Here is a 16226-nt window from a genome sequence, read left to right on the forward strand (position 1 = left end):
CGTGCGGTCCCCGGCCGGCTGCCCCAAAGCCCCGGAAGCTGGGGTGACCGGCCTCACGAAGGCCGACCTCTCTGGCCGCGTGGCGGTTGATGCCCGGCGGCTGGGGGTGCGCAGGCCGGTCCGCGGCCGGCGGGCTGGCCAAGGGCGGCGCGCCGCACCGTCGCCTCGCGGGTGCGGGCCAGATCGCCATGACTGGCTGTGCCGCTGCATTCCTCTGCTGGTCAAAGCCTCTCCCCGGCTCGTCCCGGCGCTCAGGTACCGGAGGGTGAAGGGCAGGATCCATCCGGCGAAGAGCCGGCGTCAGGCGGGGGTGACGGCGTAGCCGGTTGCGTCGGATCCGGCCGGGGAGACGGGGACTGGGATACCTCCGGCGGAGGGCAGGTCTCGCCGCCCTCCCCACTCCCGCCGCCGGCGGTTTGGCCGCCGACGTCGCCGCCACCACCGTCCCCGCCACCGGTCGGATCCATACCGCTGCCCGAAGCTGGGGGCACACCATGGTCAGCCGGCGGAGACTTGACCGGAGGGATGGGGTCGCCGCCGTACGAAGGGCCGCCGCCTGACGAATCCCGCTGTCCTCCGGCACCCGAACCGCCGACAGCCGATGGGTCAACCACAGCACCGTGATCCCGCTCAGCACCATGGTCCGATGGAGCCGGATGTGTGGAGGCAGTTGCAGCCGGCCGAGGGCCGGCAGGGGCATCAGCACTGGCCGAGGGTTTCGGCCGGCCGCGGCCGGAACCCTCGTCACTTCCACCGGGCGCGGCGTGGGCGCACCCAGCCGACGCGATCATCAAGGCAACGATCGCCACGTCACGGGCCACGTGCCTGCTTCGGTGTGCCATCCGGTTCCCCCTTGAACGGCTCGGCCACCTCGGTCAACACCGGTCGACACCCGAGCCCCACCGTCTCCGTCAAAAGGACTGGAGCCTCCATATATACACAGGGCGCACCACTAGTCACGCTGAGAAGTCGGCTCCGGTTCCACACGGTGGGGTGCCCAACGTCTTCTCAGTGCCTGGGGAGTACGCACCGCGCCGAAGCATCGCGAGTGCCGTGCCGATCGTCTGGCAGGGCGGCTCAGTGCCGGCCCGGCGCCGGGCGAAGGATGCCTGCAAGGGGGCTGGCCTGCAGCGCAGTCGCCAGGCTGGGAGCCGGTTGGACCTGCGGGAGGAGCGTGGCCTGCAGGGCGTGATAGAGATCCGGCTTTCCGGACCAGACGGTACTGGCGGGAGTACCGTCCTGGGTCAGTTCGTGGCGCCAGGAGCCGTGTTGCCGGTCGAGGAAGAGTTGATCGGCATGTTGCCACCAGAGGCGATACCAGCTGTCGTACACCGCGTCTGCGGTGACGCGGTGCAGGAGGGACGCGGCCGCGATCGCTTCGGCCACCACCCAGTGCAGGCGCGTGTTCACCACGGGTCGGGCCGTCCAGTCAACGGTGTAGACGAACCCGCTCCGGCCGTCGGCGTTCCATCCGTGCCGGACAGCCGTGTCGAAGAGGGCGATCGCATCTTCCAGCAGCCAGCCAGGGCTGCGCTCGCCCAGGGCAGTGTGCAGGTGAAGGCACATGCGTGCCCATTCGAAGAGCAGGCCGATGGTCACACCGTAGGGACGGAAGACGTCGTGGGGGTGCTGCTGGTGGTACTCCCACTCGGGCTTCCAGCGCGAGGAGAAGTGTTCGGGCAGCAGCCAGTCGTTCTCCCGGGCGAAGCCGTGCACGATCTGCTCCGTGATGCGCAGAGCGCGGTCCCGCCACACGTTCTCGCCGGTGACGTCGGCGGCTGCAAGGAGTGCTTCCACCGCATGCATGTTGGCGGTGGCGCCGCGGTAGGGGTCCAGGCGGCGCCAGGTGCGGTCCCGCTGGTTCACCACGAGGCCCGTCTCGTCGTCCCACCAGTGCGCGGTCCAGGTCTCCAGGGCCTGCTGGAGAAGATCGGCCGCCGTGGGGGTGCCGATGAGGGTGGCGCTGGAAGCTGCCAGGACAACGAACGCGTGGTCGTAGGCGCTCTTGTCCGAGGTCGTGGGGCCGCTGTCGGTGACTGCGGCGTACCAGCCGCCGTAGTCGGCGTCCTGCAGTCGCGTGCTGAGCGCGTGGACACCGTGCTGAACCGTCTGCTCTGCGCCCGGCTGGCCGAGGATCTGGCCGAGGGCGAAGACATGGATCATTCGGCAGGTGATCCAGGTGTGGACGGGCGCGTCCAGCCGCGGGCTCCCGTCGTCGTTGAGCCAGGCGAATCCTCCCTGCGGGTGCAGGGGGTGCGGGGCGAAGCTGAGGAGGCGGGCCGCCTCTTGGGTGAGCCACCGGGGCGGGTGGCCGAGGGGCAGCACCGGGGCGGGGTCGGGTGCGGCGGTCACGACAGAATCCTTTCGTCCTGGGCGCCGGACGGGCGGCGGCCTGCCGTCAGGGACTCTTGGATGTCTTCCAAGCTGCGGTTCTTCGTCTCCGGCAGGTGTCGGTACAGGACGACGAATCCGACTGTGCCGAACACGGCGAACAGCCAGAACAGGCCCTGTGGGGTGAGGAGCTGGAACAGGGTCAAGGTGGTCAGGGCAATGACGAGGTCCAGGACCCAGAGGGTGAGTGACCCGAGGCTGGCAGCCTTTCCGCGGATGGCGGTGGGAAAGATCTCACTGTTGATGATCCAGATGGAGATGCCCAGACTCGCGGAGAATGCGGCGATGTAGAGGATGAGCCCGGTGACCAGCAGGGGTCCGGTCACCCCGTCGCGCTCAGGCAGCAGGTAGACGCAGCCGATGAAGACCAGACTGGCGACGACGGTGGCCATACCGCTGAGGAGGAGGGGGCGGCGTCCGACCTTGTCGACACAGAGGACGGCGAGCGTGGTGAAGACGACGATCGCGATGCCGATGCCGACGGAGGACAGCAGCGACGCGGAGGCGCCCAGCCCGGCCTTCACCAGGAGGGTGGGCGCGTAATAGACGACGGCGTTGACGCCGACGAGTTGGTTGGCCGCGGCGACGGCCATGCCCAGGAGTACGGCACGGCGAAAGCGTGGACGGAACAGGTCACGGTAAGAGACCTTGGTCTCGGGTTCCGAGCCACTGTGGAACTCCTGCAGTGCGCGGTCGATGTCCTCCTCGGCGTGCAGGCGGGCCAGGGCCGTGCGAGCCTCCTCGTCCCGGCCCCGGGTGACCAGCCAGCGGGGGCTTTCCGGGAGCCGCGCGACGCCGGCCAACATGATCACAGAAGGCAGGGCTGCGACACCGAGCATCCATCGCCAGTGTCCGCCGTTGGAGAAGGCGTAGCCGACCAGGTAGGAGACGAAAATGCCGACTCCGACCAAGAGTTGATAGAGGGAGACGAGCCGGCCCCGGGAGGTGGGCGGGGCGATCTCTGCGACGTAGACGGGCACTGCCACCGACGAAGCCCCCACCGCGAGGCCCAGCACGAAGCGGCCGATCATCAGCAGCCCGACGCTCGGTGCCGCGGCACAGGACAGCGCGGCAAGGGTGAAGACCACAGCGAGAGCGAAGAGGGCCTTCTTCCGTCCGATCCGGTCCAGGAGTTGGCCGGCCGTCAAGGCCCCCACGATGGCACCGACCAGGAGGATGGAGACCACGGCTTGCTGCCCGAACGTCCCCAGGCCGAAGTCCTCGCGGATGTACAGCAGGGCAGCGGAGATGATGCCGGTGTCGAAGCCGAAAAGGAGTCCGCCGAGGGCTGCGGTGCCCGCAACGGTGGTGAGCGCTCCGCGGTTTCTGGGCGTTGTCCGGGGTGCGGGCGCAACTTCCTGGGCGAGCCCGTCCGTCGTGGTGTGTCTGTTCCCCATGGTGACCTCCAACAGCGTTGTCAGATGTGGGTGAAGCGAGGGGGGGTGACTGAAATGCGGGGTCCGGGTGATGCACCGGCGAGGACCGGATGATGCACCGGCGAGGACCGGGTGGTGCGCCCGACGCGGGCCGAGCTGATGCTCAGCCGGCGTAGTAGTGCGGGGGTAGCCCTCGCACGTTCAAGCCCGACACGGCAAGGAGCGATCCGTCGTCGCTCGCGGCCGGCAGGTCCAGCCCTGTACGGGCGGTGGTCACGCACAGCACATCGAGCTGGTCGGCGATGAAGGCACAGGAGCTGGGCTGTATCACCGGTAGGGGAAGTGTCTGCAGCAGTTCCCCGCCGGGGGACAGCCGCAGCAGCCGCGCGGCACCCCACATGGCGATCCAGAGGCAGCCGCTGGCGTCCACGCACAGGCCGTCGGGCAGTCCTGGCCGGTCGGTGAGGGATACGAACGTCCGCTTGCGGGTGAGCTGGGCGGAATCCGGGTCGTAGTCAAAGGCGATGACTTGCTGTTCGCGGCTGTCGACGAGGTAGAAGACGCGGCCGTCGGGACTCCAGTCCATGCCGTTGGGCTGGGTCATTCCGTCGATGACGGTGCGCAGCCCGTGCGCTGCGTCCAGGACGTGCAGGGCACCGTGCCCTGGTGTGAAGTCATAGGCGGTGCTGCCGGCCCACATGCGTCCGTGGTGATCGCACTTGGCGTCGTTCATGCGGGTGCCGGAGGGCAGGAAGTCGTGGGTGTTTTCGATGGTGCCGTCGGGGGCCAGGACGGTGAAGCCGTCTGCGGTGGCGGCGAGGAGGCCGCCGCGGCGGCGGAGGGCGACGGCGCCGACGAAGGTCGGCAGGGTCAGTGTGGTGAGCTTGCCGTCGTCCAGACGGGTGGAGTGGAGGGCGCCGGCGAGCATGTCCACCCAGTGCACGCTTCGTTGTTCGGCATCCCATACCGGGCTCTCCCCGACGGAGGCGTCGGTCGACGTCAGCACGCGAGTGATGGGTGTGTCCACGGTGATCGCTCCTGGTCAGTGGGGCAGCGCCACGACGGCGTTGGCGAGCAGTCCGCCGTCGACGGGCATGCTGATGCCGGTGACGAAGCCGGCGCGCTCGCCGGCGAGGAAGGCGATGACTTCTGCGACCTCGCCGGGTTGGGCGACCCGGCCGAGTGGGTGCATGGCACCCCACTGCTCGACCAGGGCCTGCTCGCCGGCGTCGGTTCCGTCGGAGAACCGGCGGGCGGCGGCGCGCAGCATAGGGGTGTCGACGGAGGCTGGACAGACGGCGTTCGCGCGGATGTGGTGGCGTGCCTCGTCGATGGCGACCGAGCGGATCAGGGCGTTGACGCCGCCTTTGCTTGCGGAGTATGCGGCCACCCCGCTCTGGGTCACGAAGGCTTGCACCGAGGAGACGGCCACGACCGCTCCTCCGCCGCGTCGACGCAGGTGCGGAACGGCATGCTTGATCACCAGGTAGGTTCCTTTGACATTGACGCGCAGCGTGCGGTCGAACTCCTCGGCGTCGGTGTCGGCGGCGGTGCCGTAGGTCTGCACTCCCGCTGCCGTGATGACGGCGTCGAGACCTCCGAAGTGATCGGCCGCCTGGTCGATCCAGCGGTCGACTTCGTCCTCTTCGGTGACATCGACCGTGCGGGCCTGTATGCGATCCTCACCGTATGTAGTGGAGAGGCGGCGTGCGGCGGCTCTTACCTGGGCGTCTTCGAGGCCGCCGACGGCCACTGCGGCGCCGCGTGAAAGCAGCACGTCAGCGGTCGCGTATCCGATGCCGCCGGTGCCGCCCGCAATCAGGGCGACCATCCCGTCGAGCTCTGCCATCTTCGTCACGCTCCGTTCATCCGATCGACCGTTGGATACTTGCATACCAATTTACTTGTATGCAAGGATGGCGACATGATCTCTTCCTCGCAACCAGCTTCGGGCGGGCCCCGGACGGTCGGTCCCCTCCCCCCCATCAGACGCTCCGGCGCCGGCCGCCGGACCTCCGACCTGGTTTTCCAGGAGCTGGTCTCCGCCATCAGAGATCTGCGGCTGCCTCCCGGGCACGCCCTGTCGGAGAGCACCCTGACCGAGCAGTTCGAAGTCAGTCGGACCCCGGTGCGCGAGGCGCTGGCCCGACTGGTCGACGCGGGCCTGGTCTTCGTCGTCCCGCAGGTCGGCACAAGGGTGGCTCGCATCGCGGCCGCGGATGTTCACGAAGCACAGTTCGTCCGCGAGCATCTTGAAGTCGGCGCCTTCGAAACCGCCTGCGGTGTCGAGGACCTGGATGTGACGCCACTGCGTGCGCTGCTCGCCGAGCAGGAACAGGCGTTGCGCTCCGGCGACGAGGACCTGTTCTTCGCCGCCGACGAGGCCCTGCACCGCACCCTGTTCCGCATGGCCGGGCACCCCAGTGTGTGGGACATCGTCGAGCGCTCAAAAATCCAGCTGGACCGGCTGCGCCGACTGACCCTGCCCGAGCCTTCCACCACGCGCGAGTTGATCGACGAGCACACCCGCATCGTCGATGCCCTCGAACAGCGGGACGCCGCCGGCCACGAGGTGATCCGCATGCACTCCCGCCGCGCCCTGGCGCACTATTCGCGGCTGCGAGCCGCACACCCGGACTACTTCTCCCAGGACTGACCGCCCCGGAGAGCAGCCAGGCCTGTCCGGCACCCGACCGCACCGGCCGCGAACCACTTCTGTGACGGGCTCCCCCAGGTGCCCAGGGAGGACATTCCACTCATGCCCATACGCGTGTCTCTCGGCCACATCGACTCCTTCGACCGGACCGTCGCGCAGTTCGCCCAGCAACTCGGCCTGCGCAGCGTCCAGTTCCACAACCCGAGCAACCTTCCCGGCACGGACGGCTACTGGAGCACGGAGGAACTGCAGGCGCTACGACGCCAGTGCGAGGAAGCGAACCTGCTCATCGAGGGACTGGAGAACGTTCCCGCTGAGCACTTCTGGAAGATCCAACGCGGTGCGCCCGGCCGCGACGAGCAGATCGAGAATTACCACAAGACCATCCGGAACATGGCAGCGACCGGATACACCCTGCTGGGATTCAACTTCCTGCCGACCTACGTATGGCGTACCGACATGGCGGCCCGCGGCCGTGGGGGTGCCGCGGTCACCGCCTTCGACGCCGACCAGGCCCACGCCGGCAATGCGGTGGCCGCCTACAAGCTGGCGCCCACCGAGCCGATCACTGAACCGCTGCACGCGGCGCGGATGTGGGAGAACTACCAGTACTTCCTCGACGCGGTGCTGCCGGTGGCCGAGGAAGCCGGCGTACGACTCGCGCTGCACCCGGACGATCCCCCGGTCACCGGCATGCTGGGCGGCGCCGAGAGGATCATCACCTCCCCTGCTGCCATCGCCGAGGCCCACCGCAGGGCCAACGGAAGCCCCGCATGGGGTCTGAACTTCTGCCTGGGCACCGTCTCGGAGATGGGTGGCCAGGAAGCGGTCAACGAGGTCATCGACCTGCTCGGCCCTGCGGGACGCATCTTCTACGTGCACTTCCGTGACGTGCGGGGAACGGTGCCGCGCTTTTCCGAGTGCTTCCTGGGTGAGGGCAACCTCGCGCCCGCCGACGTGGTGCGCCGTCTGCACGCCAGCGGTTTTGACGGTTTCCTCATCGACGATCATGTGCCCGCCATGGTCGGAGACATCGCTACCTGGGGCGACACCTCGGCCGAGGCGTATTGCAGCAAGGGGCGCGCGCACGCCATCGGCTATCTGCAGGGCGTCCTCAATGCGCTCGGTCTCGACTGAGTGCCCGGTGTGCGCGGCAGGTTGCCGCGCCCGAGCGATTCCTCCGCCCGTTCATACCTGAAGGAGCTATGTGATGGCACGTTTCCGTGGACGCAAGGTCCTCATCACCGGGGCAGGATCGGGAATCGGCCGTGAGATGACGCAGCTCTTCCTTGAGGAAGGGGCGTCCGTCATCGGCGCCGACCTCGACCCGTCGAACGTCCCCACCGGAGCACACCAGTTCCAGGTCGACACCAGCTCGGAAGACGACATCGCCCACCTGTTCGCGGCGGCAGGTGACCTGCTCGGCGGAGTCGACATCCTGTGCAACAACGCCGGGATCGGCTCCACGACCAGTGTCCTGGACGCCACGGTGGCTGAATGGGACCGCGTCTTCGCCGTCAATGTGCGCGGCACGTTTTTGTGCACCAAGTACGCGCTGCCCTACATGCTGGAGCAGCAGGCCGGTGTCATCGTGAACACCGCCTCAGTGGCAGGCATGATCGGCCTTCCGGACCGTGCCTCGTACGCCGCCAGCAAGGGTGCGGTGATCGCCTTGACCAAGCAGGTCGCCGTGCAGTGGGCCAAGGACGGTATCCGGTGCAACTGTGTGTGCCCGGGCACAGTGGACTCACCATGGGTGGGCCGGCTCCTGGAGCAGAGTGACGACCCGCAGCGGCGGCGGGCGGAACTGGTGGCGCGCCAGCCGCTGGGCCGCCTCGCGCAGCCCGTCGAGGTCGCCAAGGCCGCGGTGTACCTCGCCAGCGACGACGCCGCCTTCGTCACCGGCAGCGAGTTCGTGATCGACGGCGGCATTCTCGCCGGCTGACTGTCCGCGTCCTCCAACAGAAAGACACTGCAATGCGTATCGGCGTCCTGGCAGGCCGAGCAAAGATCGTTACCGATAACCGGGCCTACGACATCGCCGGCCTCAGCGGCGGGCGTTTCGGCCCCGAGCCGATGGCCGTGTATGAGGCCTGGGACGACTTTGCGGCCTGGGCCGCAACGGCCGACCTCACCTCCGCCGGCTCCGCTGAGCCGTTCACCACCGACAAGGCCGATGCCCCGGTACCCGCACCCCGCCAGATCTTCGGCATCGGGCTCAACTACCGGGCCCACCAACTCGAATCCGGGCTGCCGCGGCCGGACGTCCCGCTGGTATTCACCAAGTTCCCCAGCTCGGTCACCGGCCCCGCAGGGACCATCGAGCTGCCCGGCGATCAGGTGGACTGGGAAGTCGAACTGGCCGTCGTGATCGGCCGGCGCGCCTACCGGGTACCCGCCGAACAGGCTTGGTCACATATCGCCGGCCTGACGGCAGCCCAAGACCTGTCCGCACGCGACGTGCAGATGCGGCCGGCCGGCACCCCGCAGTTCAGCCTCGGCAAGTCCTTTCCCGGGTTCACGCCCCTGGGCCCGGTCCTGGTCACCCCCGATGAGTGGGCCGACCGCGATGCGGTCCCCCTGTCGTGTGCCGTCAACGGCGAAGAAACACAGTCCAGTACCAGTGCAGACCTGATCTTCAACGTGCCGTCGCTGATCGCCTACTTGTCGGGGATCCTGCCGCTGCTGCCCGGCGATGTGATCCTGACCGGGACACCGTCCGGCGTCGGTATCGGGCAGAACCCGCCGCGTTTCCTGACCGACGGAGACGAAATCCTCACTCGGGTCGGCGACCTCACCATGCGCCACCGTCTCGCCGCCCGGAGGTGAACTCATGCTCACCCCCGACTCGGTCATCGACTACCTCGTCCACCGCGGCATCCTGCCGCAAGGCAACACGGCCACCGCCCGGCCACTGCTGGGCGGCGTGTCCAACGAGGTCATCGCGGTCAGCGGCGAGGGCATCGATGTCGTGGTCAAGCAGGCCCTGTCCCAATTGCGGGTCGAGCAGGAATGGCTCGCCGACCCGACACGCATCCTGGTGGAAGCGGACGCCTTGCGCCTCGCCGGCCAGTACGTCCCCGAGGCGGTCCCGGCGGTCGTCGACACCGATCCCCGGCAACTGACCCTCACCGTGGCCCGGGCGCCCAGGCACTGGGCCGACTGGAAGACCCATCTGCTGCAGGGCACCGCCGAACCAGCGGTCGCCCGGCTCCTGGGCAGCGCCCTGGCAGGCTGGCACAGCGCCACGGCCGCCCGCGACGACCTTTCCGAACGGTTCGGGACCAGCCACTTCGAGCAGCTGCGCATTGGCCCGTACTACCAGGCAGCCGCCGCACGCCACCCCGATCTGGCCGCCACCGTCAACGAATTCGCCCGTGCACTCCTGGCCGACCGCACATGTCTGGTGCACGGCGACTTCTCGCCCAAGAACATCGTCACCGACGGTCGCTCGGCCTGGGTGCTCGACTGGGAGGTCGCCCACTACGGGTCCCCCGTCTTCGACCTCGCGTTCCTGCATACCCACCTCCTGCTGAAGGCCGTCCACCAGCCCGCACATGCGGCGGCGTACGAGCAGTGCGCACGGGCCTTCGGCACGTCGTACGCACAATCAACGCGCCTGCCGCCCCTTCAGCCCGCCCAACTGGTCGGCCACGTCGGCTGCCTGCTGCTGGCCCGGGCGGACGGCAAGTCGCCCGCCGAATACCTCGATCCCGGTGCCCGGCAACGGACCCGTGGGCTGGCCCGTGCAGCGCTCACCCAGTCGGCCGACCTCGACACTCTGTGGAAGACACTCCTATGACTGACACACGTATCAAGGCCGTCATGGCCTGGGAGGCTCTCGACTCCCGCGGCACCCCGACCGTGGCCTGTGAGGTACAGCTGCGCGGCGGCGCCGTGGGCCAGGCCACGGTGCCCTCCGGCGCCTCCACCGGCCGTCATGAAGCCGTCGAACTGCGTGACGGCGGGGCCCGGTACGCCGGTCGCGGCGTGAGTGCCGCGGTCGCCAACGCGGCCGGTGTGCTCGCCGACGCCGTGCACGGCCTGGAGGCCGTCGACCAGGCAGGTATCGACGCGGCGCTCACCGCAACCGACAGCAGTGAAGGGTTGGCCCGCGTCGGTGCCAACGCCGTGCTCGCCGTATCGGTGGCCGCCGCACTCGCCGCCGCGCAGGCCCGCGGGCTGCCCTTGTACCAGGCTGTCCTCAGTGCGGACACCGCCCCGCTGCTGCCGCTCCCGATGGTCAATATCGTGTCGGGCGGTGCCCATGCCGGAGGGGCCATCGACCTCCAGGACGTCCTCGTCGTTCCGATCGGGGCAAGCTCGTTCCGGCAGGCTCTGGAGTGGTCCTGGCGGGTACGTCGGGCAACCGCCGAAGTCGCCGAACAGCGTGGACTGTCCGCGGCACTCGTTGCCGACGAGGGCGGTCTGGCCTTCCCGCTCGCGCATAACCGGGATGCCTTCGAGCTGGTCATGAAGGGCATTGTCAGCGCGGGACTCGTGCCCGGCGAGGATGCGGCTCTTGCCGTCGACGTCGCGGCCACGCAGTTCCTGCGGAACGACAAGTACCTGCTGCGCACCGAGGACCGGGCGCTGAGCAGCGATGAGTTCCTGGACGAGTTGGCCACATGGGCAGCGGACTTCCCGATCGTGTCCTACGAGGACGTGCTCGGCGAGGACGACTGGGACGGCTGGCAGCGCGCCACCGCCCGTCTGGAGCCCGCACAGCTGCTGGGTGACGACCTGTTCGTGACCAACGAGCAGCGGCTGCGGCGCGGCATCGACCACCGCGTCGCCAATGCCGTGCTCGTCAAGCCCAACCAGATCGGTACGCTCTCGCAGGCCCGCGCGGTAGTCGATCTCGCGCATGCCAGCGGCTACCGGACCGTGTTGTCCGCGCGGTCGGGAGAAACCGAGGACAGCTGGCTGGCCGACCTCGCGGTCGGCTGGCGGACAGGTCAGATCAAGGTCGGGTCGACCATGCGCTCCGAACGGACCGCCAAGTGGAACCGGCTTTTGCGCATCGAGCATGAGTGGGGTGACTCAGCAGAGTTCGCGGGGGCCACGGCGCTCCGCAAGCCGGCCTGAGGTGTGCTCCCGGCCCGGGGAACTGTAGGCCCGCGTCACACCCCGTCGGCGTCCTCCGGTCGCGCAGCCAGGACACGGGTGAGCAGGTCGGTAAGGGTGGCCCGCTCCTCGACGTCGAGGGTGGCGAACCACTGCTGCTCGCGGCGGGTCTGCACGGCGAACGCCTCACGGACGGCGTTCTCGCCCGTGGCGGTGGGGCCGGCGGCGACCGCGCGCCGGTCGTCGGGGACCGGCCGGCGTTCGACCAGGCCTTCCCGTTCGAGGGTGTTGATGGCGTTGGTGACCGCCGAGCGGGACATCGCCGGCGGGACATTCGACGGGCCCCGGCTCACGGAACGCCCGCGTGTGCCTCCGGTCCGGTCGGCGTTGTAGCGTTTCGTGCAGCCGTTCGGCTCCCGTTGCCCGTCGTAGCCACCGACGGACAACGAGCCGGGGGGACCCGCACGTGTAAGGCGCAGAAGGTTATGGCACGACCAGAGTCCGGTAAGAGGGTCATGGGCCGGGCCGTCGCGGCCACGTTGCTGGCGGCGGCGCCGCTCATGGCGGCGTGTTCGGGCGGCTCGTCCTCCTCTTCCGCCTCGGACGGCAGCAGCCCAGACCGTACGAGAACATGAAGATCGTGCTGTCTGGCCCCCGTCGCGGCCTTGGTAACCATCACCATCCCGTCGGAGTCAGTGCACTCTGCTTGCAGGTTGTCGATGGGGTTGCAGTCGACCTTCCCCGCGTCGGAGAAGTCCATGAACTCGCGGGCGGCGAACGGCTCCGGCCCCAGGTTCTGGCCGCGGGCCGCCTTGTCGGCCGCGGCACTCGGGCTGTCTGGGGCGCTCGCTACTGTCGAGGCGGAGCCCATGCCTGTGAAGTGACCCAGCGCCCAAGTCCCGGCGAACGCTGGCAGCAGCGCCGCGGCAACGACCCACTTCTTTGCGCGGCCGCGCGGCCGTGCGGGGGCGGACGGCCTCACTCGGGAGCGGCGGAGAGCCGACGGGCGGAGCGGGCTCGACGGGCTGCCCTAGCAGTTCGTCGACGTCCTTGAACTCGCAGTGCTCACGGACCAGGCACTCGACCTGCTCGATCGGAAGGTCCGGCATCGCGGACTTGACCTGTCGGACGGCCGAGTAGAAGGACTGCGGGCTCAGAAACAGGTGACGTTCGCCGTTGATGTTGACCACGCCCACGTCGGTGAGCGGCACATCGTCGTCGTGCTCGTCCGGGTCGAGGACGTGAATCCTGATCGGCGGCATGGAGGAAGTCACGGCCGCTCCCCCAGATTCAGTCCACCGGATATGGCACTGCTCAACTCTGCCGGTCACTTTCTTCCGCGCTCTGCAGAATGCGCGCGATGCGAGCGGCCGTCTTCTCCGCACGCTCGGGCGTGACGGCTTCGATGTCGGTGAGGACGAGGTGGCCGCCACCCGGCAGCTCGATCTCCTCGCGGTGGATCTCCGGCTCATCCAGGCCGTCGCCCGTTCCGGCGTCCTCGCGGGTCTCCTGCGGATTCTGAGCACGCGCGTACTCGCGGAGCATCGCATCCCGGGTCGCGCGCACCCTCGCTGGGCTGCGTCGGTAGCCGGGGCGCAGCGCGCCCGCGGCAGCCAGCATCCGAGTTTCGAGACAATTGCGGAGCGGATGGAGGTCCCAAACCGCACAGTTCTCGACAACTACAAGCGGTGGGGAATTCCCGTAGCGCGAATCAGCGACAGAATCCTCCGCGTACGAGAACGCCACTTTGACGCCTGGCTCGAAAATCGCGAGGAATAGAAATAGCGCGAGCCTACCAAGTCGGGCAGTGGATGCACGGGCCCCAGCACTGCCCGGCTTTCCGCGTTCTCTGCACCCTCCCCATAAGTAGAGTCCCGTCCACCGCAGACGATCAAGCACGGCAACGAGCCGAAGAATGGAGCAGACGCCATGGCCAGACGCGCACAGCCTCGCAAGGATTGCACCTGCCCTGATCGAAACCAACCGAGGCAGCACGGCTGCGCGCACTCGTGGTACGTGCGTCTGACAAACCGCGAAGGCCGGCGGCAGGAGTTCCACCTCGGCACAAGCAAGGCCGCGGCCGAGAAGGCCCTCGAACGGTATTACGAGGAAGACATCCTCCCAGACGAGGCCGCCCCAGAAGACCGCTCCGAGGACCGCACTCTCTTGTTCAGAGAGCGGGCGAACGAATGGCTGAGTCGACGTAGGGCGAAACTGACGTCCGTAGCTCAGTACGAGATCGCTGTCCGCGTGCACCTCAACCCGCGCTGGGGAGGCCATCGCCTCGCGTCCATCCGGAAAGCGCAGGTCGAAGCAGCCGAAAGGGCGGCATCCACACGAAGACCGTACCTATGCCCGATCACGTGCTGGGAGCCATCGACTACCACGGGGCCAAGTACCGGCCGCTTCCTGCCGAGACCGTCCTATGGACCCATGGGCGGACGATCGAGACTTGCCAGCGGGGCCCTGCGAAGGCGCTCTTCTGGAGTCCTCAGGGCAACCTCCTGAACAACGACACGTTCAACGAGAGGGCGTGGAAACCGACGCTGCGGAAGCTCGGAACCCTGCCGACGTTTCACGACACGCGGCACACGTACATCTCGAAGATGCTGCAGAACGGCCTGCCTCCCGAGACTGTGGCCCTGTGGGTGGGAGATAGCGTCAAGGAGATCCGGCGGACGTACAACCACCTCCTCGACGACCAGGTGGCAGACCACAGGGACCAGGTCAACCGTCTGACCTCCCGGCCTGTTCGAGCCCAAGCGGCTGCGTAGCTCAAAGCTCACCCGCCCTGCTTCAGCTCCAGCCCTAAACCCTCCCTACGGTCCGGCACGGTCCGGTTCCAACCCGGACGGAACGGGGTCCAGCGAAGACGCTTCCGCCGCGCGAGAGCAGTTCTGACCAGCAGTTTCGGCCGCCGGAGGCACTGCCGGGTGCTGGGCAAACCAAAGCGCCAGGAGAGCCAGGTCAACGCTGTGACCTGCAAGAACGCAGACTGCGGGAGGGTTCGACCCTCCCTAAGCCCCTCCCCACCCAGCGAAAGGGTTCTGACCAGCATTTTCGCTGGCCAGACTCCCGGCGGCTGCGGCGAGCCATACCGCCAGTAGACTCTGACCACGATTCTAGTGATCAAGTCAAATGCCCAGGTCAGAGGGCCTTTTTTACTCCTCGTTGGTAACAGATATCTCACAAATCTGTTCCTGGAACTGCGGCACAAGGTCGAGATCCTCGGATGACCGGGCGGGTCGTCGAGTGCCCGATCGACGAGATGAACCGGCCGCGGGGAGCCAGGGATGCCGCCCTACGGATCCCGCCGACCGGGCCGGAAGTCAGGCGCTGTTCACCGGCTGGGGCGGCGAACTGGCGCCCTGTTGCAAGTTCGCCCCCACCGCGCGGCACTACACCGCATCGAAACTGATGTCGCAGGTCGGACTCAGGGTGAGCGAGGCATGCAAACTCGACCTGGCCGACATCAAGTGGAACCTGGGCCGCTTCGGCAAGCTCCACGTGCGTCACGGCAAGGGCGCCTGCGGCTCGGGCCCGCGCGAGCGGATGGTGCCGCTGATCAACGACGCCGACCGCACGCTGCGGTGGTTCATCGAGGACGTCTGGGGCCAGTTCGATGACGACCACACCCGACCCGGTGCCCCGCTGTTCCCCTCCGAGCGCAAGAAAGGCGACGGCTCCTCGCGCCGCGTCGGCGATGACGCCTTGCGCAACGGCCTGGCCGCTGCGGCGAAGACCCATCTCCCCGGCTGGGCCGACACGCTGACGCCGCACGTCCTGCGGCACTTTGTCTCTGCTTAGTTTCCGTGTGGCGATTGGCTTCAACTGGGCTGATGGCCTGGGTGTTTGGGCTTTGCGCTGAGGCGTGTGGTGTTTCTACTGTCGCCACTCATGATCCTGAGCTTCTTCTCGTCCCGGGGCTGGGAGTCGTGGGACGTCGAGCATCGGCCGTTGATCCCCGAGGGGATGCCCGTGCTCGTCGACGACGACCTGCGCTTCGAGGACGGTCCGGCTGCACTGCGCCCGGCGGCGGTGGTGAACCGGTGGCTGCGTGAGCTCCCGGCCAGCGGGGCGCCGGCGCCGAGCTCGTGGGAGAACTACGCGCGAGTCCTCAAGGAGTGGCTGGAGTTCCTGGCCGTACACGGCGTGGGCCTGTTCGACTCGCGGGAGCGGTTGAAGGCCGGGCTGAGCCGGTACGCCGAGCACCGGGCCGCAGGCCCACTCAAGGCCCGGTTCGCGGCGACGACCTGGGGCCAGCACATGAGCATCCTGTCCTTGTTCTACCGGTGGGCCATCGACGAGGGGTACGCGACGGCCGAGCCGTTCACCTACCGCGCCGCGCGGGCCCTGTTCGCCGGGACCGGCCGGGAGGTGAAGGTGAACCTGGCGGTCCGCCGCACTCCGAAGCCGCACGTGACCGTCAAGTACCTGGAGCCCGACTTCACCGAGCTGTTCCGCAAGGGCCTGCGCGGACTGGCCCCGGACGGCTCGCAGGACACCGGCTTCCACGGCCGGGAGATGACCCGCAACGCGGCGGTCGGCGATCTCGCACTAGGGCCTGTGTGTGGTTGTGATCAATCAGTTGCCTGCAGGAGGTCATTGACCCAGATCATCGAGGCGCGGAGGTGGAGGCCAGCGAGGTAGCTCTCGGGCGTCTTGTCATATCGAGTCGCGATGCCCCGCCAAGCCTTCAGCTTGTTGATCAGGCGCTCGACGGTGTTCCGCTCCTT

The 16226-nt window shown here is 68.2% G+C and carries 15 protein-coding genes and 1 pseudogene; 9 read left to right on the top strand and 7 right to left on the bottom strand.

Annotated features, from left to right (window positions below; genetic code table 11):
• Positions 1 to 1077: 1077 nt before the first annotated feature.
• From ACWGJY_RS13540 to ACWGJY_RS13555, 4 genes are all read right to left on the bottom strand, one after another.
• Positions 1078 to 2352, bottom strand: coding sequence for an AGE family epimerase/isomerase (locus ACWGJY_RS13540; RefSeq protein WP_453260948.1), 1275 nt, complete (start codon positions 2350 to 2352; stop codon positions 1078 to 1080).
• The gene (locus ACWGJY_RS13545) at positions 2349 to 3788 is read right to left on the bottom strand and encodes a sugar porter family MFS transporter (RefSeq protein ID WP_453260949.1); all 1440 of its coding nucleotides are present in this window, start codon (positions 3786 to 3788) and stop codon (positions 2349 to 2351) included. The genes ACWGJY_RS13540 and ACWGJY_RS13545 overlap by 4 nt, the downstream gene beginning before the upstream one ends.
• A gap of 142 nt (positions 3789 to 3930) precedes the next feature.
• A complete protein-coding gene (locus tag ACWGJY_RS13550) occupies positions 3931 to 4794 on the bottom strand; it encodes an SMP-30/gluconolactonase/LRE family protein (protein ID WP_453260950.1) in 864 nt (287 codons plus the stop codon).
• A 15-nt stretch (positions 4795 to 4809) separates the two neighbouring features.
• The gene (locus ACWGJY_RS13555; RefSeq protein ID WP_453260968.1) at positions 4810 to 5616 is read right to left on the bottom strand and encodes an SDR family NAD(P)-dependent oxidoreductase; all 807 of its coding nucleotides are present in this window, start codon (positions 5614 to 5616) and stop codon (positions 4810 to 4812) included.
• 75 nt (positions 5617 to 5691) lie between these two features.
• On the opposite strand from ACWGJY_RS13555, the gene ACWGJY_RS13560 reads away from it, so the two are divergent.
• The 6 genes from ACWGJY_RS13560 (at position 5692) to eno (ending at position 11511) form a co-directional block, all read left to right on the top strand.
• The gene (locus ACWGJY_RS13560) at positions 5692 to 6423 is read left to right on the top strand and encodes a GntR family transcriptional regulator (protein WP_453260951.1); all 732 of its coding nucleotides are present in this window, start codon (positions 5692 to 5694) and stop codon (positions 6421 to 6423) included.
• Positions 6424 to 6525: 102 nt separating this feature from the next.
• Positions 6526 to 7560, top strand: a complete 1035-nt coding sequence (locus ACWGJY_RS13565) for a mannonate dehydratase (protein ID WP_453260952.1) — start codon at positions 6526 to 6528, stop codon at positions 7558 to 7560.
• A 73-nt stretch (positions 7561 to 7633) separates the two neighbouring features.
• On the top strand, positions 7634 to 8368 hold the full coding sequence (locus ACWGJY_RS13570; protein ID WP_453260953.1) for an SDR family NAD(P)-dependent oxidoreductase: 735 nt from the start codon (positions 7634 to 7636) through the stop codon (positions 8366 to 8368).
• A 32-nt stretch (positions 8369 to 8400) separates the two neighbouring features.
• Entirely contained in the window at positions 8401 to 9252 is an 852-nt protein-coding gene (locus tag ACWGJY_RS13575; RefSeq protein ID WP_453260954.1) for a fumarylacetoacetate hydrolase family protein, read from the top strand.
• 4 nt (positions 9253 to 9256) lie between these two features.
• Positions 9257 to 10225 (top strand): phosphotransferase family protein, encoded by a 969-nt coding sequence (locus tag ACWGJY_RS13580; RefSeq protein WP_453260955.1) that lies wholly within the window; start codon positions 9257 to 9259, stop codon positions 10223 to 10225.
• Positions 10222 to 11511 (top strand): phosphopyruvate hydratase, encoded by a 1290-nt coding sequence (eno, locus tag ACWGJY_RS13585; RefSeq protein ID WP_453260956.1) that lies wholly within the window; start codon positions 10222 to 10224, stop codon positions 11509 to 11511. The genes ACWGJY_RS13580 and eno overlap by 4 nt, the downstream gene beginning before the upstream one ends.
• Before the next feature lie 35 nt (positions 11512 to 11546).
• Here eno and ACWGJY_RS13590 read toward each other — a convergent pair whose 3' ends face one another.
• Both ACWGJY_RS13590 and ACWGJY_RS13595 read right to left on the bottom strand, forming a co-directional pair.
• Positions 11547 to 11810 (bottom strand): MarR family winged helix-turn-helix transcriptional regulator, encoded by a 264-nt coding sequence (locus tag ACWGJY_RS13590; RefSeq protein WP_453260957.1) that lies wholly within the window; start codon positions 11808 to 11810, stop codon positions 11547 to 11549.
• Positions 11811 to 12804: 994 nt separating this feature from the next.
• Positions 12805 to 13110: a hypothetical protein gene (locus tag ACWGJY_RS13595; protein WP_453260958.1), complete on the bottom strand. Its 306-nt coding sequence runs from the start codon at positions 13108 to 13110 to the stop codon at positions 12805 to 12807.
• A gap of 731 nt (positions 13111 to 13841) precedes the next feature.
• On the opposite strand from ACWGJY_RS13595, the gene ACWGJY_RS13600 reads away from it, so the two are divergent.
• The 3 genes from ACWGJY_RS13600 to ACWGJY_RS13610 all read left to right on the top strand — a co-directional run bounded on the left by ACWGJY_RS13600 (position 13842) and on the right by ACWGJY_RS13610 (position 16140).
• Positions 13842 to 14264 (top strand): tyrosine-type recombinase/integrase, encoded by a 423-nt coding sequence (locus ACWGJY_RS13600; RefSeq protein WP_453260959.1) that lies wholly within the window; start codon positions 13842 to 13844, stop codon positions 14262 to 14264.
• Between the two features lie 478 nt (positions 14265 to 14742).
• A complete protein-coding gene (locus ACWGJY_RS13605; RefSeq protein WP_453260960.1) occupies positions 14743 to 15297 on the top strand; it encodes a site-specific integrase in 555 nt (184 codons plus the stop codon).
• A gap of 90 nt (positions 15298 to 15387) precedes the next feature.
• Positions 15388 to 16140 (top strand): site-specific integrase, encoded by a 753-nt coding sequence (locus ACWGJY_RS13610; protein WP_453260961.1) that lies wholly within the window; start codon positions 15388 to 15390, stop codon positions 16138 to 16140.
• Here the strand turns inward: ACWGJY_RS13610 and ACWGJY_RS13615 are convergent.
• Positions 16071 to 16226: pseudogene (locus tag ACWGJY_RS13615) on the bottom strand (IS5/IS1182 family transposase); the annotation flags it as partial. The gene ACWGJY_RS13610 and the pseudogene ACWGJY_RS13615 sit on opposite strands and share 70 nt — an antisense overlap.

Source organism: Streptomyces sp. NPDC054765 (genome assembly GCF_053612065.1).